The sequence below is a fragment of the Halomonas sp. M4R1S46 genome, assembly GCF_025725685.1.
In the GTDB taxonomy this organism is placed as follows: domain Bacteria; phylum Pseudomonadota; class Gammaproteobacteria; order Pseudomonadales; family Halomonadaceae; genus Halomonas.
In genome coordinates this window covers 3,671,134-3,692,270 of record NZ_CP107008.1, presented here as the reverse complement: position 1 = coordinate 3,692,270, position 21,137 = coordinate 3,671,134, and the positions used below count along the sequence as shown (strand labels likewise).

22 protein-coding genes are annotated in these 21,137 nt (G+C 70.3%); 3 read left to right on the top strand and 19 right to left on the bottom strand.

Features of this window, described 5'->3' with window-relative positions:
- The first annotated feature begins 46 nt into the window (after positions 1-46).
- Positions 47-916, top strand: coding sequence for an ATP-binding protein (locus OCT48_RS17065; protein WP_263590330.1), 870 nt, complete (start codon positions 47-49; stop codon positions 914-916).
- Here OCT48_RS17065 and OCT48_RS17060 read toward each other — a convergent pair.
- From OCT48_RS17060 to trmJ, 15 genes are all read right to left on the bottom strand, one after another.
- The gene (locus OCT48_RS17060; RefSeq protein WP_263590329.1) at positions 908-1,537 is read right to left on the bottom strand and encodes a hypothetical protein; all 630 of its coding nucleotides are present in this window, start codon (positions 1,535-1,537) and stop codon (positions 908-910) included. The two genes, OCT48_RS17065 and OCT48_RS17060, sit on opposite strands and share 9 nt — an antisense overlap.
- Positions 1,538-1,749: 212 nt before the next feature.
- Complete coding sequence (gene der / locus OCT48_RS17055; protein ID WP_263590328.1) at positions 1,750-3,153, bottom strand: ribosome biogenesis GTPase Der; 1,404 nt, start codon at positions 3,151-3,153, stop codon at positions 1,750-1,752.
- Entirely contained in the window at positions 3,150-4,298 is a 1,149-nt protein-coding gene (bamB, locus tag OCT48_RS17050) for an outer membrane protein assembly factor BamB (protein ID WP_263590327.1), read from the bottom strand. Before bamB ends, der begins: the two co-directional genes overlap by 4 nt.
- Positions 4,295-4,954 carry a YfgM family protein gene (locus OCT48_RS17045; protein WP_263590326.1) on the bottom strand — a complete coding sequence of 220 codons (660 nt, stop codon included), beginning with the start codon at positions 4,952-4,954 and terminating at the stop codon, positions 4,295-4,297. The genes bamB and OCT48_RS17045 overlap by 4 nt, the downstream gene beginning before the upstream one ends.
- 29 nt (positions 4,955-4,983) lie before the next feature.
- Complete coding sequence (gene hisS, locus OCT48_RS17040; protein ID WP_263590325.1) at positions 4,984-6,279, bottom strand: histidine--tRNA ligase; 1,296 nt, start codon at positions 6,277-6,279, stop codon at positions 4,984-4,986.
- Positions 6,280-6,307: 28 nt separating this feature from the next.
- Positions 6,308-7,423 (bottom strand): flavodoxin-dependent (E)-4-hydroxy-3-methylbut-2-enyl-diphosphate synthase, encoded by a 1,116-nt coding sequence (gene ispG, locus OCT48_RS17035; RefSeq protein WP_263590324.1) that lies wholly within the window; start codon positions 7,421-7,423, stop codon positions 6,308-6,310.
- A 7-nt stretch (positions 7,424-7,430) separates the two neighbouring features.
- The gene (locus OCT48_RS17030; RefSeq protein ID WP_263590323.1) at positions 7,431-8,444 is read right to left on the bottom strand and encodes a RodZ domain-containing protein; all 1,014 of its coding nucleotides are present in this window, start codon (positions 8,442-8,444) and stop codon (positions 7,431-7,433) included.
- Positions 8,445-8,474: 30 nt separating this feature from the next.
- On the bottom strand, positions 8,475-9,218 hold the full coding sequence (gene pilW, locus OCT48_RS17025; protein ID WP_263590322.1) for a type IV pilus biogenesis/stability protein PilW: 744 nt from the start codon (positions 9,216-9,218) through the stop codon (positions 8,475-8,477).
- Between the two features lie 119 nt (positions 9,219-9,337).
- Positions 9,338-10,465 (bottom strand): 23S rRNA (adenine(2503)-C(2))-methyltransferase RlmN, encoded by a 1,128-nt coding sequence (gene rlmN / locus OCT48_RS17020; RefSeq protein ID WP_263590321.1) that lies wholly within the window; start codon positions 10,463-10,465, stop codon positions 9,338-9,340.
- Positions 10,466-10,525: 60 nt separating this feature from the next.
- Positions 10,526-10,954 carry a nucleoside-diphosphate kinase gene (gene ndk, locus OCT48_RS17015; protein WP_263590320.1) on the bottom strand — a complete coding sequence of 143 codons (429 nt, stop codon included), beginning with the start codon at positions 10,952-10,954 and terminating at the stop codon, positions 10,526-10,528.
- A gap of 166 nt (positions 10,955-11,120) precedes the next feature.
- Positions 11,121-11,447, bottom strand: a complete 327-nt coding sequence (locus OCT48_RS17010; RefSeq protein WP_263590319.1) for a HesB/IscA family protein — start codon at positions 11,445-11,447, stop codon at positions 11,121-11,123.
- Between the two features lie 26 nt (positions 11,448-11,473).
- A complete protein-coding gene (locus tag OCT48_RS17005) occupies positions 11,474-12,631 on the bottom strand; it encodes an aminotransferase class V-fold PLP-dependent enzyme (protein WP_263590318.1) in 1,158 nt (385 codons plus the stop codon).
- 21 nt (positions 12,632-12,652) lie between these two features.
- Positions 12,653-13,123, bottom strand: coding sequence for an Rrf2 family transcriptional regulator (locus tag OCT48_RS17000; protein WP_263590317.1), 471 nt, complete (start codon positions 13,121-13,123; stop codon positions 12,653-12,655).
- Positions 13,124-13,232: 109 nt separating this feature from the next.
- Positions 13,233-14,177: a serine O-acetyltransferase gene (cysE, locus tag OCT48_RS16995; RefSeq protein ID WP_263590316.1), complete on the bottom strand. Its 945-nt coding sequence runs from the start codon at positions 14,175-14,177 to the stop codon at positions 13,233-13,235.
- A 75-nt stretch (positions 14,178-14,252) separates the two neighbouring features.
- Positions 14,253-15,008: a tRNA (cytosine(32)/uridine(32)-2'-O)-methyltransferase TrmJ gene (trmJ, locus tag OCT48_RS16990; protein ID WP_263590315.1), complete on the bottom strand. Its 756-nt coding sequence runs from the start codon at positions 15,006-15,008 to the stop codon at positions 14,253-14,255.
- Between the two features lie 144 nt (positions 15,009-15,152).
- Between trmJ and OCT48_RS16985 the strand changes: the two genes are divergently transcribed.
- Together OCT48_RS16985 and OCT48_RS16980 are read left to right on the top strand one after the other, a co-directional pair.
- A complete protein-coding gene (locus tag OCT48_RS16985; protein ID WP_263590314.1) occupies positions 15,153-15,947 on the top strand; it encodes an inositol monophosphatase family protein in 795 nt (264 codons plus the stop codon).
- Between the two features lie 251 nt (positions 15,948-16,198).
- A complete protein-coding gene (locus tag OCT48_RS16980; protein WP_263590313.1) occupies positions 16,199-16,543 on the top strand; it encodes a hypothetical protein in 345 nt (114 codons plus the stop codon).
- 96 nt (positions 16,544-16,639) lie between these two features.
- Here OCT48_RS16980 and secF read toward each other — a convergent pair whose 3' ends face one another.
- The 4 genes from secF to tgt all read right to left on the bottom strand — a co-directional run bounded on the left by secF (position 16,640) and on the right by tgt (position 21,120).
- A complete protein-coding gene (secF, locus tag OCT48_RS16975) occupies positions 16,640-17,563 on the bottom strand; it encodes a protein translocase subunit SecF (protein ID WP_263590312.1) in 924 nt (307 codons plus the stop codon).
- A gap of 9 nt (positions 17,564-17,572) precedes the next feature.
- Complete coding sequence (gene secD / locus OCT48_RS16970; protein ID WP_263590311.1) at positions 17,573-19,423, bottom strand: protein translocase subunit SecD; 1,851 nt, start codon at positions 19,421-19,423, stop codon at positions 17,573-17,575.
- 147 nt (positions 19,424-19,570) lie between these two features.
- Complete coding sequence (gene yajC, locus OCT48_RS16965; protein WP_183384913.1) at positions 19,571-19,906, bottom strand: preprotein translocase subunit YajC; 336 nt, start codon at positions 19,904-19,906, stop codon at positions 19,571-19,573.
- A gap of 77 nt (positions 19,907-19,983) precedes the next feature.
- Complete coding sequence (tgt, locus tag OCT48_RS16960) at positions 19,984-21,120, bottom strand: tRNA guanosine(34) transglycosylase Tgt (protein ID WP_412031020.1); 1,137 nt, start codon at positions 21,118-21,120, stop codon at positions 19,984-19,986.
- Between the last annotated feature and the right edge of the window lie 17 nt (positions 21,121-21,137).

Sequence of the window (21,137 nt, the reverse complement as noted above, 5' to 3'; positions counted from 1 at the left end):
ACGCCCGCGAGGTCAAACCGCGAAACCTGCAACGAAGGAGGAAGTCATGGACGAGGAACTGGCGCGGCGCCTGCTGCAGCTGGTGGAGCGGGTGGAACCCTGGCTGCCGCCGACCCCGGTCGAGATCGACTGGGAGCGCGATATCGCCGCCCTCTGGCAGCGTCATGCCCTGGGCGGGCGCCTGACCCCGGTGCCGCCCCGGGACACCCTGGGCCTGGAGGCGCTGCTGGGCATCGAGCGCCAGAAGCGGGCCCTGGTCGACAACACCCGCGCCTTCCTGCGCGGCCATCCCGCCAACCACGCCCTGCTGTGGGGCGCCCGGGGCAGCGGCAAGTCGTCGCTGGTCCGTGCCCTGCTCAACGACCTGGCCGCGGAGGGCCTGCGGCTGGTGCAGGTCGACCGCCACGACCTGGCCGGCCTGCCGGGCCTGGTCGAGGGGCTGCGCCGCGAACGCCATCGCTTCGTGGTCTACTGCGACGACCTGTCCTTCGAGGGGCACGACGACGCCTACAAGGCGCTGAAGAGCGTGCTCGACGGGACGCTCACCGGTCCGCCCGAGAACGTGCTGCTCTACGCCACCTCCAACCGCCGCCACCTGCTGCCCGAGTCGATGAGCGACAACGACGCCACCCGACTGGTGGGCGACGAGCTGCACCATGGCGACGCCGTGGAGGAGAAGATCTCGCTCTCCGACCGCTTCGGCCTGTGGCTGAGCTTCCATCCCTTCAACCAGGAGGTCTACCTGGAGGCCTGTCGTCACTGGGTCGGGCACCTCGGGACGCCCGCGGACTGGACGCCGGAGGCCCGGGCCGAGGCGATTCGCTTCGCCACCCTGCGCGGTGGGCGCAGTGGCCGGGTGGCGTGGCAGTTCGCCTGCCAGTGGGTGGGCACGCGCCGGCTGCAGGCGTCACCCTGATCCGCCCTGCGGCACCAGCTCGCCGTCCTCGCCCACGGCCATGCGGATCGTCGGGGTCAGCAGGCCGGCGGGCAGTGTCATGCCCAGGCCGCGGAGGTCGCCGGGGGTGATCGCCAGCTCGCTGCCGGCGGGCAGTTCGCCGCGACGGGCGAGCTGGCTGGCGAGTTCCACCACCGGGGCCAGGCGGCGCTGGTCCGTGGCCAGTACATCGAAGGCCACGGGCAGGCGCAGCTTGGCATCGCTGGCGGCGTTGAGGGTCACGTCATCGGCGTAGCGGCCCTCGAGCGTCTCGGCGCCCGGCATGTCCAGGCGCCAGCGGAAGCCGGCCATCTCCACCGGCGGCATGCCGGCGGGCAGGCCGAGGCCCAGGGCCAGGGTGGCCTGCACCGGCAGGCTGCCCGCCCCCAGGCTCGAGGCGATCAGCGAGGTGAGGTCGCTGGTATCCAGGCGGGCGTCGATGGCGTAGGGGCCGATGCGGACCTCCTCCACGCCCAGCGAGGTGACCGCCAGGCGAAAGGCAAACAGGCCGGTCTGGGGCAGCGCCAGGCAGCCGCCGAGCAGGGCGGCCAGGCAGAGGGGCGCCAGCAGGCGCCAGCGGGTCGGGAAGCGACGGGAACGCATCGGGGGTCTCCGGTGGGGGAAAGGGTGAGTCTGCCACAGTCAACGAGGTGGCAGGACCGGCGTATTTGAGGGGTGGCGGCGCGGCGGGTCAAGGGTCGGCGGGAGACGTCGGCGTGCCGCCAAGGCGAAGTTGTCGACCGGAGACGACACCGCCCGGCCCGTGAGCGAGCACGAGCCGGGCGGGGCAGGGCGGGAGGAGCTGGGCGAGGACGTCAGCGACGGCCGCGGCGGGCCTCCTTGGTGCGGTCCAGCTCGCGCTTCTTGGCCTTCTCCCGGTCGCTGGCGCCGGCCAGGTTGTCGTAGGGGTTCTTGCCCGAGCGGAACTCGAAGCGCATCGGCGTGCCACGCACCTTGAGCACCTTGCGGAAGGTGTTGGTCAGGTAGCGCTTGTAGGCCTCGGGCAGCGAGTCCGTCTGGTTGCCGTGGACGACGATGATCGGCGGGTTGCTGCCGCCCTGGTGGGCCATGCGCAGCTTGATGCGCCGGCCGTTGACCATCGGAGGCTGGTGCTGCTCCACGGCGTCCTGGAGGATGTTGGTCAGCCGGTTGGTGGACCAGTGGCTGTTGGCGGAGGCGAAGGCCCGCTCCAGCGAGGGATAGAGGTCGCCCACGCCGGTGCCGTGCAGCGCCGAGATGAAGTGCAACTCGGCGTAGTCGGCGAAGCCCAGGCGGCGCTTGATCTCGGTGCGCATCCGGTCCTTGGCCTCGCTCTCCAGCCCGTCCCACTTGTTGACCGCCAGCACCAGGGCCCGGCCGCTGGTCAGCACGTAGTCGAGCAGGTGCAGGTCCTGCTCGACCAGGCCGCTGCGGGCGTCCAGCACCATGATGGCGACATGGCACTCCTTGATGGCCTCCAGGGTCTTGATGATCGAGAACTTCTCGGCCACCTCGCGGACGTTCTTGCGGCGCCGCACGCCGGCGGTATCCACCAGCACGTAGGGCTTGCCGCGGCGCTCGAAGGGGATCTCGATGGCGTCCCGGGTGGTACCGGCCTCGTCGAAGACCACCACCCGCTCCTCGCCGAGCAGGCGATTGACCAGGGTCGACTTGCCCACGTTGGGGCGACCGATCACCCCGATGCGGATGCCCTTGGTGCCGGTGTCGGCGGGGATGTCCTCGTCGCGCTCGGGGAAGGGCGCGAGCACCTCCTCGATCAGCGCGGTGACGTTGCGGCCATGGGCGGCGGCGATCGGCCGCGGGTCGCCGAGGCCGAGCTGCCAGAAGTCCGCCATGGCGGAGTGCTCTTCCAGGCCGTCGGTCTTGTTGACCACTAGCCAGGTCTTCTTCTGGTTGATGCGCAGGTGATTGGCGATGGCCTCGTCGGCCACGTTGAGGCCGCTGCGGCCGTCGACCAGGAACAGCACGATATCGGCCTCGTCGATGGCCTGCAGCGACTGCTCGGCCATGGCCGCGTCGATGCCTTCCTCGTCGCCGCTGATGCCGCCGGTGTCGATCACCGTGTAGGCCTTGCCGCCGAGCACGCCGTTGCCGTACTTGCGATCCCGGGTCAGGCCCGGGAAGTCGGCGACCAGGGCGTCTCGGGAACGGGTCAGGCGGTTGAACAGGGTCGACTTGCCCACATTGGGGCGGCCGACCAGAGCGATCACGGGGGTCATGGTTGCAGTTCCAGGGCCTCTAGGCTGCCGTCGTCGGCCAGGGCATAGACGCGACGGCCATCGGTGAGCGGGCGGACGCTGATGCCGGAGCCGTCGATCTCGGTGCGGCCGACGACGGTGCCCTCGCGGGCATCGATAAGGTGGAGGTAGCCCTCGAAGTCGCCCACCACCAGGCGGCCGTCGGCGAAGGCCGGGTCGGTGAGCCCGCGGCCCTCGAGGGCCTCGAGACGCCACAGTTCCTCGCCGTTGCCGGCGTTCAGGGCGAGCAGGTGGCTGGCCTCGTCGACCACGAACAGGAAGTCGCCGACCAGCACCGGGGTGCGGTAGCTGGAGACGTCGCGCGACCAGAGGGTCTCGCCGGTGGTGGCCCTGAGGGCCATCAGGCGACCGTTGTAGCTGGTGACGAAGAGTCGGCCGTCCTGGGTCAGCACCGGCTGGCCGGCCAGGTCGACCAGGCGCTCGATCTCGCTGCGGCCCTCGGGCGTGGCGATGCGGCGCTCCCAGAGGGGCTGGCCCACGCGGTTGTCGAGGGTGACCAGGCGGCCGTTGGCCAGGCCGGCGAAGGTGACCTGGTCGATCACCCGCGGGGTGCCGGTGCTGCGCAGGGTCAGCGACGGGCGCGAGGCGCTGTAGACCCAGCGCTCGGCGCCGCTCTCGCGATCCAGGGCGGTGACCTTGCCGTCCACGGCCTGGACCACCAGCAGTTCGCGGTTGGCCTGGGGCGCGGCCAGCACCTCGCTGCTGACCCGGGTGCGCCACAGCACCTCGCCGTCGGCCTGGTCGAGGGCCAGCACCTCGCCGTTGCGGGTGCCCAGGTAGACCCGGCCGGCCACGGCGGTCAGGCCGCTGGAGGCGCCGGCGGAGAGCTCGGTGGTCCAGCGGGGCTCGCCGCTGTCGGCATCCAGGGCCTGGACCAGGCCATGCTGGTCGGCGGCGAAGATGACGTCGCCGTCCTGGGCCGGCGACAGGGGATAGCCGCCCAGGCCCAGGCCGTCGCCGACCTGCTGGTGCCACAGGGTCTCGGTGGTGGTGGTGCCGGCGGTGGCCTGCAGTTCCTTCGGCGGGTACTGGGGCTCCACCTGGCCGGCACAGCCGGCCAGCAGGCCGAGGGCCGCGGTGGCGGCGATCACGAAGCTCGCTTTCATGAGGTGGTCTCCTCGACGCCCAGGTCGTCCAGCTTGAGTTGCACGCCGTACAGCGGCTGGTCGCTCGCCTCGGACAGGCTGAGCGCCTCGCGCCAGGCCGCTCGGGCCGCCTCCCGGTCGCCGAGCATCAGGTGGGCATCGCCGCGGATATCGGCCCGCTGGGCGGCCAGGGGCGCGGGGATCTCGCCGTCCAGGGTGGCCAGCGCCGCCTCGGCGGCGTCGTCGGCGAGCTGCAGGCGGGCCAGGCGCAGCCGGGCCAGGCCCTGCAGGTAGGGCCGAGGGCTCTCGGCGATCAGCCCCTCCAGGGCGGTGCGGGCGGCGGCGGTATCGCCGGCCTGCACGGCCAGGCGGGCGTCCAGCAGCCGGGCCAGGTCGGCATAGAGGCTATCGCCGTGGTCCTCGGTGAGGGTGGTCACCAGGCCGTCGGCCTGCCGGCGGGCGGCCTCGTCGAGGGCGTCCTGGCCGCTCAGGGTGAGCAGCTGCTGGTAGCGCTGGGAAGCCGCCTCGGCCTGGCCGGCCTGGTAGTCCTGCCAGGCCTTCCAGCCGAATACCCCGGCGGCGGCGATCACCGCGCCGAGGATCAGCGAGGTGCCGTTCTCCTTCCACCAGCGCTTGATGGCTTCCAGCTGTTCTTCTTCGGTTCTCAGCTCCGCCACGGGCGGTCTCCTTTGCTGTCCGCGGGCCGTCAGGCGAGGGTGTCGCCTGCCAGCAGGGATGTGAGGGTCGTGGCCAGGTCGGCCTGGGCGAGGCGCTGCTGTTCGCGGTCCTCGCGCAGGAACTTGAGGGTCACGGCGTTCTCGGCGAGCTCGTCCTCGCCCAGCAGCAGGGCCAGGCGGGCGCCGCTCCGGTCGGCCTTCTTGATGCGGCTCTTGAAGCTGCCGCCGCCGCAGTGCAGCTGAAGGCGCAGCCCGGGCAGCGACTCGCGCAGCCGCTCGGCGAGCAGCAGGGCGGCCGGCTCGGTGGCCTCGCCCATCGGCAGCAGGTAGACGTCGAGCTCGCCGCGGGCCGCGTCGGGTACCAGCTCCAGGGTGTCGAGCAGCAGGATCAGGCGCTCGATGCCCAGGGCGAAGCCGACCGCGGGGACCGGCTTGCCGCCGAGCTGCTCGACCAGGCCGTCGTAGCGGCCGCCGGCGCAGACCGTGCCCTGGCTGCCCAGCGCCGTGGTGGTCCACTCGAAGACGGTGCGCGAATAGTAGTCCAGGCCGCGGACCAGGCGCGGGTTGACCTCGTAGCCGATGCCGGCGGCGTCGAGCATGGCGGTGAGCCGCTCGAAGTGGTCCTTCGACTCGGCGTCCAGGTGATCCATCAGCCGCGGCGCATCGGCCAGCATCGGCGCCATGTCGGGGTTCTTGGAGTCGAGGATGCGCAGCGGGTTGCTGGTCAGGCGCCGGCGCGAGTCCTCGTCGAGCAGATCGAGGTGGGCCTCGAAGTAGTCGACCAGGGTGTCGCGGTAGGCCGCGCGGGCCTCCGGCGAGCCCAGGGAATTGAGCTCCAGGGTGACGTGCTCGAACAGGCCGAGCTGCTTCCACAGCCGGGCCGACAGCAGGATCATCTCGGCATCGATGTCCGGTCCCTCGAGGCCGAAGCTCTCCACGCCGACCTGGTGGAACTGCCGATAGCGGCCCTTCTGGGGACGCTCGTGGCGGAACATCGGGCCCTGGTACCACAGCCGCTGGGTCTGGTTGTGCAGCAGGCCGTGCTCCAGGGCGGCCCGCACGCAGCTCGCCGTGCCCTCGGGGCGCAGCGTCAGGCTGTCGCCGTTGCGGTCCTCGAAGGTGTACATCTCCTTCTCGACGATGTCGGTGACCTCGCCGATGGAGCGCTTGAACAGGGCGGTCTGCTCGACGATGGGGGTACGGATCTCGTCATAGCCATAGCGACTCATCAGGGTGCGCACCTGGCCCTCGAAGTACTGCCACAGCGGGGACTGGTCCGGCAGCAGGTCGTTCATGCCACGAATGGCCTGGATCTTCTTGCTCAATGCTTGCTCCTTGAGGGGGTCGTCGGGATCAGGCGTCCCGGGCGATGACGTCCTGTTCGGCCTGCTGCTTCTCCCGGATCTTGTCGCGGATCAGCCGCTCCAGGTCGTCGACCAGGTGGTCGTTGCGCAGCTTGCTGGCCGGCTTGCCGTCGATGTAGACGAGGTTGGCCGGGTCGCCGCCGGTCAGGCCGATGTCGCTCTCCTTGGCCTCGCCGGGGCCGTTGACCACGCAGCCGATGACGGAGACATCGAGCGGCGTCAGGACGTCCTCCAGACGCTCCTCCAGGGCATTCATGGTGCCGATGACGTCGAAGTTCTGGCGCGAGCAGCTGGGGCAGGCGACGAAGTTGATGCCCTTGGCCCGCAGCCTGAGGCTCTTGAGCATGTCGAAGCCGACCTTGATCTCCTCGACCGGGTCCGCCGCCAGCGAGACCCGGATGGTATCGCCGATGCCGTCCATCAGCAGCATGCCCAGGCCGATGGAGGACTTGACGGTGCCCGAGCGCAGCCCGCCGGCCTCGGTGATGCCGAGGTGCAGCGGCTGCTCGATGCGCCCGGCCAGTTCGCGGTAGGCGGCCACGGCCATGAACACATCGGAGGCCTTGACGCTGACCTTGAAGTCGGGGAAGTCGAGGCGCTCCAGATGGTCGATATGGCGCATCGCGGACTCGACGAGGGCCGCCGGGGTGGGCTCGCCGTACTTCTTCTGCAGGTCCTTCTCCAGCGAGCCGGCATTGACGCCGATGCGGATCGGGATGCCGTTGTCCCGGGCGGCGCTGACGACCGCCCGCACGCGGTCCTCGCGGCCGATATTGCCGGGATTGATGCGCAGGCAGTCGACGCCGAGCTCGGCGACGCGCAGGGCGATCCGGTAGTCGAAGTGGATGTCCGCGACCAGCGGGACCTCCACCTCGCGCTTGATGCGGCCGAAGGCCTCGGCGGCGTCCATGCTCGGCACCGAGACGCGCACGATGTCGGCGCCGGCGGTCTCCAGCTGACGGATCTGGGCCACGGTGGCTGCCACGTCCAGGGTGTCGGTGTTGGTCATGCTCTGGACGGAGATCGGGGCGCCGCCGCCGACCGGCACCTTGCCGACGTGGATGCGGCGCGACTGGCGTCTGGTGATGGGCGATGGTGCGTGCATGTCGGACTCATTCTCCCAGGGTGAAACGGGCGACGTTGTTGGCGCCGGCGCGGGACGCCAGATCCACGGACTCGCCGCGCCAGACCAGCTCGACGCCGGTGGCGTTGCCCACGGTCAGGCGGAAGGGCGGTTCGCCTTCGACGCGCGCGGTGGTGCCGGGTTCCTGCAGGCCGACGAAAACGCGCTGGTTGGTGGCGTCGAAGATCTCGGTCCAGGACTGTTCGTTGAAGGTCAGGCGCAGCACGCCGGCGTCGGGCGCCGGGGCCTCGTCGGCCGGTGCAGCCTCCGCCTCGGGCGTGGCCGCCGTGGCCTCGTCGTCGGGCACTGCGGCAGCGCCGGCCGCTTCGCCGGCGTCGGCGGCCGGGGACGATGGCGCGGCGTCGCCCGCGGCGGTGGGTGCCGCCTCGGTCGAGGCCGCCTCGGCGGCGGGTGCCTCCTCGCTGGCGGTGGCGTCATCGTCGGCCTCGGGGGCGGATGTCGCCGCGGCCGGGTCCGGCTCGTCGGCGGCCTCGCCGCCGCCCTGGGTGATGGTGGTGGTGGTGCCGTCGAGGCTGTCCACGGCCACCGGGGCGTTGTCGCCGGGGGTGGGCGGCTGGCTGCCGCCGCGGCTCTGCCACCACATCAGCGTCAGGCCGACCAGGCCGGCGATGACCACCAGGGTAGCCAGGCGGAACATCCAGGCGCCGAGCCGTGAGGGCGGCTTGTTGACCACGTGTACCGGGGTCACCTTGCGCTCGGTGTCGTCGCTGCCGAAGCGTGCCTGATAGGCGGCCAGCACCTGATCGGCGTCGATGCCCAGCAGGTTGGCGTAGCTGCGCAGGTAGCCGCGCCGATAGGTGACGATCGGCACTTCCTCGTAGCTGTCACGCTCCAGGCCGTCGATCACGGCCGGGCGCAGGTTCAGGGCCTCGGCGACCTCTTCGCGTGACAGCTCCATCGCTTCGCGCTCGCGCCGCAGCAGCTCGCCCGGCGAGGCCTGGGGAGCGAAGGCATCGGGCTCCTGTGAATGGGTGTCGCTCATGGCGTGGCATCCTTGTTGAAAATCTCGGGGTCAGGGCGCGCCACGTGAAGCATCCAGCGGGGGCGCGTCGACCTGATCGCCCCGGGCCTGGGCGATGTCGCGGGCCAGGCGGCGGGCCGCCGTGGTGGTGCCGGCCAGGCGCCGGTAGGTCTCGAGCTCGCGCTCGGCGCGGGCATAGTTGCCCTGCTCGTACTCGAGCTCGGCCAGGCGCAGGTAGCTGCCGGGCCGGCGCGGGTCGATGCTCTGGGCGCGCTCCAGGCTCTCGCGCGCGGCCCGGGTGTCGCCGAGCTCCCGCTGGCACTGGCCGAGGTTGGTGAACAGCTGGGCCCGGTTGGCGTACTGGGTGTCTTCGGTGGCCTGCTCGAGCTGCTGGCAGGCCTCGCCGATGCGTCCCTGATCATACAGGAAGGCGGCATAGTTGTTGCGTGCTCGGGTCAGGTCCGGCGCGCTGCGCAGGGCCCGGCGGAAGGTCTCGTCGGCCAGGGCCGCTTCGCCCTGCCGCTGGTAGACCATGGCCATGGCCTGCAGGGCCTCGGGAGCCTCGGGGTCCAGCTCCAGGGCGCGGTCCAGGGCCGACAGGGCCCGGGGCAGGTTGTTGCGCTCCAGGTAGGCCACACCGAGGCGGGTATAGGCCGCCACCGGGTCGGCCGTCTCCGCTGCGGCCGGCGTGCTCGCGCCGGGCTGGGCGGCGCAGCCGGCCAGCCACAGGGCGCTCGCCAGGAGGACGGTGACGGGCAGGTGTCGGAAACCGGGCAGGCGCGGGCGACGGGTCATGGCATCCTCTCTGGTGGCGGGCACCGCCCTCCGCGCGGGGCGTGGGGTGCCTGGCCGATGGTGAAAAAAGGCCCGACCATCAAAGCGTCGTGCCCGGTTGAAGTCAAGGCGGCCCCGGGTCAGTCGGCGTCGAGCTGGATCGACTGGATGTAGCGCTCGTGGCGACGGGTGCGATCCTTGACGCGGCCGACCAGCTGGCCGCAGGCGGCATCGATGTCGTCGCCGCGGGTGGAGCGGATCGGCGCCGTGTAGCCGAGCTCGTAGAGCCACTGCTGGAAGCGCATCACCTGGTTGCGGGACGGCTTCTCGTAGCCCGAGTGGGGGAAGGGGTTGAAGGGGATCAGGTTGATCTTGCAGGGCAGCTCCTCGAGCAGCGCCGCGAGCTCGCGGGCATGTTCCTGCTGGTCGTTGACGCCCTTGATCACCGTATACTCGACGGTGACCATCCGCGTGTCGTCGCACTTGGCCAGGTAGCGCTGGCAGGCGTCGAGCAGGGTGCGGATGTTGTACTTGCGGTTGAGCGGCACCAGTTCGCTGCGCAGCTCGTCGTTGGCGGCATGCAGCGAGATGGCCAGGCTCACGTCGAGCTCGTCGCCGAGGCGGTCGAGCATCGGCACCACCCCGGAGGTGGAGAGGGTGACGCGACGCTTGGAGAGGCCGTAGCCGTTGTCGTCGAGCATCAGTTTCATGGCCGGCACGACGTTGTCATAGTTCAGCAGCGGCTCGCCCATGCCCATCATCACCACATTGGTGACCGGGCGGTTGGCGGTGTCGCGACGCGCCCCGAAGCTGTTGCTGGCGACCCACACCTGGCCGATGATCTCGGCGGCGGTGAGGTTGCGCTGGAAGCCCTGCTTGCCGGTGGAGCAGAAGCTGCAGTCCAGGGAACAGCCGACCTGGGAGGACACGCACAGGGTCCGGCGCTTGCCGTTCTCGGCCGGGATCAGCACGGTCTCCACGTAGCTGCCGTCCTCCACTTCCAGCACCCACTTGCGGGTGCCGTCGCTGGAGGCGCCTTCGTAGACCACGCTCGGGCCCCGGATCTCGGCGACCTCGGCCAGGCGCGTGCGCAGCGCCTTGGACAGGTTGGTCATGGCCGCGAAGTCGGCGCAGCCCTCGTGATGGATCCATTTCATCACCTGCGAGGCACGGAACTTCTTCTCGCCGATGGAGAGGAAGAAGGCTTCCATCTCCTCGCGCGTCATGCCGAGCAGGTTGGTGCGTTGGGGAGCAGTGGTGGCGGTCATGGCAGTCAGCGGGTCGGTGGGGCAGAGCGGGGGTGGGAGACCCCCGCCGGTGACAGGCGATCAGCCGCGCGGGCAGATCTCGCTGTCCTCGAAGAAGTAGCCGATCTCGCGGGCCGCGGATTCCGGCGAGTCGGAGCCGTGGACGGCGTTGGCGTCGATGGACTGGGCGAAGTCGGCGCGGATGGTGCCGGCCTCGGCTTCCTTCGGGTTGGTGGCGCCCATCAGGTCGCGGTTGGCGGCGATGGCGTTCTCGCCTTCCAGCACCTGCACGACCACCGGGCCGGAGGTCATGAAGCCGACCAGGTCACCGAAGAAGGGACGCTCCTTGTGCTCGGCATAGAAGCCCTCGGCCTGCTCCCGGGACAGCTGGAGCATCTTGGCGGCGACGATCTTCAGGCCGGCCTTCTCGAAGCGGCTCTCGATTTCGCCGATGACGTTCTTGGCGACGGCGTCGGGCTTGATGATGGACAGGGTGCGTTCGGTAGCCATGGGGCGTGTCTCCAGTCTGGGAAGGGTCGAGCGGTACAGCCTCGCGCCGCCCCGGGAGGGCCGGGGCGGCGCGAGGCTCGGTATGGTGCGGTCCGGCGCCGGGCGCCGACTGGGCGCAGAGTATACCGCCCCGGGGCGGCAATGGACAATCGCGCGTCCGGCGGGCTCAGACGCTGAAGCTCTCGCCGCAGCCGCACTCGTCCTTGACGTTGGGGTTGCGGAAGCGGAAGTAGCGGTTCAGGCCCTCGGAGACGTAGTCGACCTCGCTGCCGTCGAGCATCTCCAGGGCCTCGGGGGCGACATAGACCCTGACGCCGTGCTCCTCGAAGGCCACGTCGTCGTTGGCGGCCGCGTCGGCGAAATCGAGGACGTAGCTGTAGCCCGAGCAGCCGCTGGGCTTGACCGTGACCCGCAGGCCCAGGCCGTGGCCGCGCTCGTCGAGCACCCGACGGATCTGCTCGGCGGCGGCAGTGGTGATCGAAAGATGCGACATGGTGGTCTCCTGCAAGCGTTATGGGGTCAAGGCGTCTTGCGGCGCAGCCCGATCAGGGCATGGCGCAGCGCCCCGAGCGCCCGGTCGATATCGGCTTCGGTGGTGAAGCGGCCGAAGCTGAAGCGCAGCGAGGCGAGCGCCAGGCGCCGGGGCACGCCGATGCCCTTCAGTACATAGGATGGCTCGACGCTGGCCGAGTTGCAGGCCGAGCCGGTCGACAGCGCGATGTCGCGCAGCGCCATCAGCAGCGACTCGCCGTCGACCCCTTCGAAGGCCAGGTTGAGGATATTGGGCACCGCGCGCTCGACCACGCTGTTGCGGTGGATGCCGCCGAGCTCCTCGAGCCCGGCCAGCAGCCGGTCGCGCAGCGCCCGGATCCGCGCCTGGTCGGCCTCGCCCTCGCGGCCGGCGATGGCGAAGGCCTCGCCCATGCCGGCGATCTGATGGGTCGGCAGGGTGCCCGAGCGCATGCCCCGCTCGTGGCCGCCGCCGTGGATCAGCGCCTCGAGGCGGATGTCCGGGCTGCGCCTCACGTAGAGGGCGCCCACGCCCTTGGGCCCGTAGGCCTTGTGGCCGGACAGCGACATCAGGTCGATGCCGAGGCGCGCCACGTCCAGCGGCAGGCGCCCCACCGCCTGGGCGGCGTCGACGTGGAAGACCGCGCCGCCGGCATGGACGACCTCGGCCAGCGTCGCCAGGTCGTGGATGCTGCCGAGCTCGTTGTTCACGGCCATCAGCGACACCAGCGTCGTGTCCTCGCGCATCGCCGCCCGCAGGGCCTCGGGCGTCACCCGCCCGTCGCGTTCCGGGGTCAGCCAGGTGACCTCGAAGCCCTCCTGCTCCAGGGCCTTGGCGGTGTCGACCACGGCCTTGTGCTCGATGACCGAGGTCACCAGGTGTCGGCCGCGGGCCCGGTTGGCGCGCATGAAGCCGATCAGGGCCAGGTTGTCGGCCTCGGTGGCGCCGCTGGTCCAGACGACCTCGCGGGGATCGGCACCGATCAGGTCGGCGACCTGGCGGCGCGCCCCTTCCACGGCCTGCTCGGCCAGCCAGCCCGGCATGTGGCTGCGCGAGGCCGGGTTGGCGAAGACACCCTCCTGGGTGAGATGGCGGCTCATGACCTCGGCGACCCGGGGGTCGACGGGGGTGGTGGCGGCGTAATCGAGATAGACGGGTGCGCTCATGGGCTCGGTCGGTATCGGGGGTCAGGGCGACGCGGTCGGGATCTGGTCGTCGTCGAGGCGGCGGCGCTGGCGGCCGGCGATGTTCTGAATCTCCTCGCGGCTGGCCAGCTGGCCCAGGGTCACGCCATCGAGGAAGCCGTGGATCTGCTCGGACAGCTCGCTCCACAGGTGGTGGGTGAGGCAGGTGTCGCCCTGCTGGCAGTCCGACAGGCCGCCGCAGCGGGTGGTATCCACCGATTCGTTGACGGCGTCGATGACCCGGGCCACGGAGATCGTCTCCGGGGGCATGGCCAGCAGGTAGCCGCCGCCGGGACCGCGCACGCTGTCGACCAGGCCGCCGCGCCGCAGGCGGGCGAACAGCTGCTCGAGGTAGGACAGCGAGATCTCCTGCCGCCTGGAGATGTCGGCGAGGCTGATCGGGCCCGCGTCGGCATTCATCGTCAGGTCGAGCATGGCGGTGACGGCGTAGCGTCCCTTGGTGGTCAGGCGCATGGAGCATTCACCTCGGCACCGGCGCGGGCGTCGGTTGTCGGTGACTCGGGCCGGTTCCCCGCGAAGGGCCGGGAAGACTCGCCATTATGATAAAGACCCAGTAGTACGGTCAACCATTGCTGCGGCGCTTGCCGACCGCATCCCGGCGGGGCGTCGGCGTCTCGGGCGCGTCGTCACTGGCCGGCTCGGGGCTGGCCTCGGCCGGTGACTGGCCGGCGGGCGTCGGCCGGTCGGTTGCCTCGGGCCGGTTGTCCCGCGGCCCGCAGCAGCCGTCGACGTCCTCGAGGATATTGGCGAAGTCCTCGTCGCGCAGTTCCGGCAGCTGGCCGTCGCGGAAGCCGGCATCGATCTGGCGCAGCGTCGAGCACATGCGCTCGATGCGCTCGTCCACCGCGTGCATGTGATCGAGCATGGCCTGCATGGAGCGGGCCACCGGGTCGGGCATGTCCTGGCTGACGCCGTAGGCATCGAAGCCGAACTTGCGGCGCATGGCCTCGCGGCGCGCCGGGTCGACCTGCAGGGCCTCCTCCTGGTCGGGCTCGCTGCGCTGCACCACCTTGCCGGGAATGCCCACCACGGTGGCGCCCGCCGGTACCTCCTTGGTGACCACCGCGTTGGAGCCGACCTTGGCGCCGGCGCCCACCGTGAAGGGGCCGAGGATCTTGGCGCCGGCGCCGACGATCACGCCGTCCTCGAGGGTCGGGTGGCGCTTGCCCTTGTTCCAGCTGGTGCCGCCCAGGGTCACCCCCTGGTAGAGGGTCACGTCGTCGCCCACCTCCGCGGTCTCGCCGATCACCACGCCCATGCCATGATCGATGAAGAAGCGCCGGCCGATGGTCGCCCCGGGATGGATCTCGATGCCCGTGAACCAGCGCGCCAGGCTCGACAGGGTGCGGGCCAGCCACTTGAGGTTGCGGCACCACAGCCAGTGGGTCATGCGGTGCACCAGCAGGGCGTGCAGCCCCGGGTAGTTGGTCAGCACTTCCAGGAAGTTGCGCGCCGCGGGATCCCGGGCGAATACGCTGTTGATGTCCTCGCGCAGATGTTGAAACATGCGGCGGTCCTTGGGTGGAGGGCGAGAGATTTCCTTCATAGTGGGGGTGCGGCGGGCCGGCTTCAAGCCGGCCGCTCAGCCGTCGTCGCCCCGCTCGGCCTGGCGCTCGGTGGCGGAGAGGATGCCGCGCAGGATATTGAGCTCCATGCGCTCCGGCCGGGCCCTCAGGGTAAAGCGGCGCAGGCGGGCCATCAGCTGGCGCGGCGTGGCCGGGTCGTGGAAGCCGATGGCGATCAGGGTGCGCTCCAGGTGGGCGAAGTAGTGCTCCAGTTCCTCGTGGCTGGCCAGCGGCTGGCCGTCCTCGTCCGCGGCCGGCGCCTCGCCGCTCGCCGGCCGGGCGAGCCAGGCCAGGCGGCACTCGTAGGCCAGCACCTGGACGGCGGCGGCCAGGTTCAGCGAGCTGAACTCGGGGTTGGTGGGGATGTGCACGTGGGCATGGCAACGCTGCAGCTCGGCGTTGGTGAGCCCGCTGTCCTCGCGGCCGAAGACCAGGGCCACGCGGCTCGCCGGCGCGGCCAGCTCGTCCGGCAGCCGCTCGCCCAGCGCCCGTGGCGTGATCATCGGCCAGGGCAGGGTGCGCGAGCGGGCGCTGGCGCCCACCACCAGGGTGCAGTCGGTGACAGCCTCCTCCAGCGTCTCCACGGCGCGGGCCCGGTGGACCAGGGCGTCGGCGCCCGAGGCCCGCGACACGGTATCCGCGGTCAGCGGTTCGCAGCGCGGCGCCACCAGCGCCAGGTCGGCCAGGCCCATGTTGTGCATGGCGCGGGCCGTGCCGCCGATGTTGCCGGGATGGCTGGTGCCGATCAGGACGATGCGGATGCGCTCGAGCATGGGGGACCTGCGTGGTGTTGCCGTGAGTAAAGGGCCCGTAGTCTAGCATGCCGGCCGGGGCCATGGCGTGGCGCGCGGGGCGTGCTTCTGCTAGGATTCGCGCCGACCCGTTCTTTAACACCACCGACTCCCCAAGGCCCGATCATGCATCCGATGGTCCAATTCGCGCTGCGTGCCGCTCGCAGTGCCGGCGAACAGTTCCTGCGCATCCGCGAGCGTATCGAGAACGCCCATGAAGAACACAACCTCGACAGGCTGCTCGAGGACGCCGCCCGCAACGCCGAGACCCTGATCTCCCGTCAGCTGTCCCGTGGCTATCCCCAGCACGGCGTCGTCGGTCGCTATACCCCCCATCGAAGCGGGGAAGGCGAGGGCAGCGATATCCTGTGGCGCATCGAACCCTTCCACGGCTACTCCAACCTGGCCGTGGCCTCGCCCGGCTTCGCGTTGTCGCTGGTATGCCTGGTCAAGGGCCGCCCGGAGCATGCGGTGGTGATCTGTCCCTTCAGCGACGACGAGTACCTGGCCAGCCGGGGCCGCGGTGCCCAGCTCAACGGCAAGCGCATTCGCGTGCCGAAGCGCACGGCGATCGCCGGCAGCCGCATCGCCATGAGCCTGCCGGAGACCTGGCTGCGGCCGCGCCTGCTGCCCGCCTACCTGACCTTGACCCAGCAGCTCGCGCCCCAGATCGAGCTGCAGCGCGCCTCCGGCAGCGGCCTGCTGGATATCGCCGAGCTGGCCGCCGGGCGCGTCGACGTCGCCTTCGTGCCGGGCCTCGAGGAGCAGGACATGCATGTCGGCACCCTGCTGCTCAAGGAGGCCGGGGCGCTGATGGGCACCCCCGACGGCCAGCCGTCGATCGAGGCCGAGGGCCAGCTGATGGCCGCCGGGCCGCGGCTGTTCAAGGCGCTGGTGCAGCAGCTCAAGCCGCACTTCTGAGCGGCGCCCGGCCATGGCCGGGCCGGGTGGCGACCGCCCCACGACGACGCCCCCGCGGCCTGGCCGCGGGGGCGTCTTGCGTTCTGCGGGAGGCGCCGGGCGAGGTTACACCCGGTGACACTCACGGGACTGTTCTGGCCGGCCCAGTGGGTGTAGCTTGGGAGGTGGCCGGCGGTCCGACGACCCCGGCATCATGCGCCCCCGGGGGTCACGCCGCCGGGCCATGAGACCCACCCGCGAGAGGAGTGACGATGCAACCGCTCAGCTATTACTACTACAACGTGCTGGAAAGCCTGGAGAAGCCCTGCGACGTGCCGGCGTTGCACCTCCAGGAGGGCTATGACCTCCTGTATCGCTACGGCGGCCGGGTCGAGATGGACCTGATCCGCCGCGCCGAGCAGGCCAGCGCGAATGGCGAGCCGTACCACTGGCACGAGGCCCTCGATGCCGAACAACAGGACAAGCTGCGTCGTGCCCTCGACGACGGGAACCCGGCGAAGATCCTCAAGGTGATGCAACGTAATGGCTATGCCGGCGTGCTCTACCACCACGCCCGTGAAGCCTACTCGCCCGACGACGCCCAGGGCGTCGCCTAGCCGCACCTCTCGACCCGCCCCGCTCGGGGGCGGGAGATGCAAAAAGCCCCCGGCGCATGCCGGGGGCTTTTTGTGGGCCTGAGTTCGCCGCCCGGGTCAGGGCAGCTCCTCGGCCTCCGGGTCTTCCTTCTTGGCGGGGATCAGGTCCTCGCGCTGCAGCTTGAGCGGCAGCAGCAGGGCCGCGGCCACGTAGATGGACGAGAAGGTCCCGATCACCACGCCGATGATCAGCGCCACGGCGAAGAAGTGGATCATGTCGCCGCCCAGGGTCACCAGCGCCAGCAGCACCAGCAGGGTGGTGCCGGAGGTCGCCAGGGTGCGCGACAGGGTCTGGTTGATCGCCTCGTTGAAGATCGCCGGCATGTCGTCGATGCGCGACTTGCGGATGTTCTCGCGGATGCGGTCGTAGACCACGATGGTGTCGTTGAGCGAGTAGCCGATCACCGCCAGCACCGCCGCCAGCACGGTAAGGTCGAACTCGAAGCCGAACAGCGCGAAGGCGCCGACCACGATGATGACATCGTGCAGCAGCGCCAGCAGGGCGCCGATGGCGAACTTGTACTGGAAGCGGGCCGCCACGTAGAGCATCACGATCCCCAGCGCCACCAGCATGCCCATGCCGCTCTTGTCACGCAGCTGGTCGCCGACCTGGGCGCCGACGAACTCGGCGCGGACCAGCGAGACGTCGCTGCCGGCGTCCTGCAGCAGGGTCACCACCTGGTCGCCGACGCCGGCCTCGAAGGCATGTTGCAGGCGGATCAGCACCTCGGTGGAGGCGCCGAAGGTCTGCACCGCCACGTCCTGGAAGCCGGCGGCCTCGAGGGTCTCGCGCACGCTGGTCAGGGCGGGGGCGCTGGCGAAACGCACCTCCACCAGGGTGCCGCCGGTGAAGTCGAGGCCCAGGTTGAGCCCCAGCAGCAGCAGCGAGGCGATCGACGCCAGCAGCATCGCCGCGGAGATCGCGAAGGCGACTCGGCGCTTGCCCATGAAGTCGAACCGTCGTTGTATCAGGGATTTCATAGGTACCTCTTATATCCAGAGCTTCTTGAGCGGCCTGCCGCCGTAGCACAGGTTGACCATGCCGCGGGTCACCATCAGGGCGGTGAACAGCGAGGTCAGGATGCCCAGCGACAGCGTCACGGCGAAGCCCTTGACCGGCCCGGTGCCGATCGAGAACAGGATCAGCGCCACCAGCAGGGTGGTGATGTTGGCGTCGATGATCGAGGTGAAGGCGCGCTCGTAGCCGGCGTGGATGGCCTGCTGTACCGAGAGGCCGGTGCGCAGCTCCTCGCGGATGCGCTCGAAGATCAACACGTTGGCATCCACCGCCATGCCCAGCGTCAGCACGATGCCGGCGATGCCGGGCAGCGTCAGGGTGGCGCCGAGCATCGACATGGCGGCCACCAGCAGGGTCAGGTTGAGCGCCAGGGCGAGGGTGGCGAACCCCCCGAAGACCTTGTAGCGCACCAGCATGAACAGCACCACCAGCAGCAGGCCGACCTGCACCGAGAGCACGCCGCGCTCGATGTTCTCGGCGCCGAGGCTCGGCCCGATGGTGCGCTCCTGGGCGAAGTAGATCGGTGCCGCCAAGGAGCCTGAGCGCAGCAGCAGCGCCAGCTCGGCCGCCTCGGTGGGCGACTCGAGGCCGGTGATGCGGAAGCTGTTGCCCAGCGCGCTCTGGATGGTGGCCAGGCTGATGATGCCGCGCTCGGTGTAGGGGTCGCGAACGGTGACCTCCTCGCCGTCCTCCATCACCGTGCGCTCGCGGGTCTTGTGCTCGATGTACAGCACCGCCATGTTGCGGCCGATGTTGGTGCGGGTGGCGCGGTTCATCAGGGTGCCGCCGGTGCCGTCGAGGTCGATGTTGACCTGGGGACGGCCGTTCTCGTCGAAGCTGCGGCTGGCGTTGGAGACGCTGTCGCCGGTGATGATCACGTCGCGCATCAGGGTGGCGCTGCGCGAGGGCTCGTTGCGGAACGGGAAGGTCTGGGTCTCGACCTCCGGGGTGTCCGGACGGGCCTCGAGGCGGAACTCCAGGTTGGCGGTGGCGCCGACGATGCGCTTGGCCGCGGCGGTGTCCTGCACGCCGGGCAGCTCGACGACGATGCGATCCGGCCCCTGGCGCTGCACCAGCGGCTCGGCCACGCCCAGCTCGTTGACGCGGTTGCGCAGGGTGGTCAGGTTCTGGTTGATCGCGTAGTCCTGGATCTCGTCCACGGCGGTGTCGGTCAGCGTCATCGCCAGCCCGGCGCCCCGCGAGAGGTCGACGTTGCGATAGTCGAACTCGGGGAACTCGCGGCTGATCAGCCGCCGGGCCTCGCTGCGGTCCTCGGCGTTCATGAAGTCCATCTCGATCGTGCGGCCGTCGATCTCGGTGTTGCGGTAGCGCAGGCGCTCGTCGCGCAGGGTCTCGCGCATGGCGCTGGCATTGACCTCGAGGCGCTGGGTCACCGCGGCCTCCATGTCCACCTCGAGCAGGAAGTGCACGCCGCCGCGCAGGTCCAGGCCGAGGGTCATGGGGGAGGCGGCCAGCGATTCCAGCCAGGCCGGGGTGGACTCGGCCAGGTTCAGGGCCACCACGTAGTCCTCACCCAGGACGTCGCTGATCAGGTCGCGGGCGCGGATCTGGTCGTCGGCGTTGTTGAGGCGGATCAGCACGTTGGCGGGGTTGCGCTCGACGGACTGGATGGCGATGCCGGCATCGCTCAGGGTGGTCTCGAGGCGCTCGAGGCGGCGCTCCTCGAGGGTGATGTCGCCCCGGTCGCTGCTGATCTGCACCGCCGGATCCTCGGGGAAGAGGTTGGGGAGGGAGTAGACCAGGCCGACGAGGAGGACGAGGAGTATCAGCAGATACTTCCACAGGGGATAACGGTTGAGCATGGGAGCCCTGCCCTCAGGTTGCTGATGATGGAGACGGACGCTACGCCATCACGAGCACCGGGCGGAGCCGGTCGGCCGGGCCCCGCCTCGGTGGTCGCAGGGCAGCCCGCAGCGCCAGGGCGACGCGGCGGGCGCGGGTACGCCCGGTCAGATGGACTTGAGCGTGCCCTTGGGCAGGACGGCGGCCACGGCATTCTTCTGCACGTTGACCTCGGTGCCCTCGGCGATCTCCATGGACAGGAACTCGCTGTCGTCGCTGACCTTGGTGATGCGGCCGAGCATGCCGCCGCCGATGACGATCTCGTCGCCCTTGGTCAGGTTGCCGATCAGCTGCTTGTGCTGCTTGGCCCGCTTGGCCTGGGGGCGCCACAGCAGGAAGTAGAAGATCAGCACGAAGCCGACCAGCATCACGATCTGGGCGATGCCGCCACCGGCGGCGCCGGCGTCCTGGGCCAAGGCCGGGGAAATGAAGAAGTCCAGCATGTACGACGATCTCCTGAGTCGCGTGAGAACAAGGTGGCGCCTGGGCGCCGAGCCGCCGGCTCCGAGCCGGCCGGCCGTCAATTCGGTGCGGGGGGGACCGGCAGGCCGCGGCGTGCGTAGAACCCTTCCACGAAGTTCGCCAATGTACCCGCTTCGATTGCACCGCGCAAACCGGCCATCAGGCGCTGGTAATGGCGCAGATTGTGGATGGTATTGAGCATCGAGCCGAGCATCTCGCCGCAGCGGTCGAGGTGGTGCAGGTAGGCCCGCGAGAAGTGCTGGCAGGTGTAGCAGTCGCAGTCCGCCTCCAGCGGGGCGGTGTCGTGGCGGTGCCTGGCGTTGCGGATCTTGACCGTGCCCTCGGCGGTGAACAGGTGGCCGTTTCTCGCGTTGCGGGTGGGCATCACGCAGTCGAACATGTCGACGCCGCGGCGAACCCCCTCCACCAGGTCCTCCGGCTTGCCCACCCCCATCAGGTAGCGCGGCTTGTCGGCCGGCATCCACTCGGGCAGGTAGTCGAGCACCTCGAGCATCTCCGCCTTGGGCTCGCCCACCGAGAGGCCGCCGATGGCGTAGCCGTCGAAGCCGATGGCCTCGAGGCCCTTGAGCGACTGCTCACGCAGCTCGGGATACATGCCGCCCTGGATGATGCCGAACAGCGCCGAGGGCGAGTCGCCGTGGGCGTCGCGGGAGCGCCTGGCCCAGCGCAGCGACAACTCCATGGAGCGCCGGGCCTCGTCGAGGGTGGCGGGGTAGGGCGTGCACTCGTCGAAGATCATCACGATGTCCGAGCCCAGCGAGCGCTGCACGGCCATGGATTCCTCGGGGCCCATGAACACCTTGGCGCCGTCCACCGGGGAGCGGAAGTGCACGCCTTCCTCGGTGATCTTGCGCATCTCGCCCAGCGAGAACACCTGGAAGCCGCCGGAGTCGGTGAGGATCGGCCGGTCCCACTGGGCGAAGTCGTGCAGGTCGCCATGGGCCTCGATCACCTCGGTGCCCGGGCGCAGCCAGAGGTGGAAGGTGTTGCCGAGGATGATCTCGGCGCCGATGCCTTCCACCGACGCGGGCGTCATGCCCTTGACGGTGCCGTAGGTGCCCACCGGCATGAAGGCCGGCGTCTCCACGGTACCTCGGGGGAAGGACAGGCGTCCGCGGCGCGCCCGGCCGTCGCTGGCCAGGGGCTCGAAGGTCATGAAGCATTCGTCTCGCATGGGATCTCTCGAAAGTC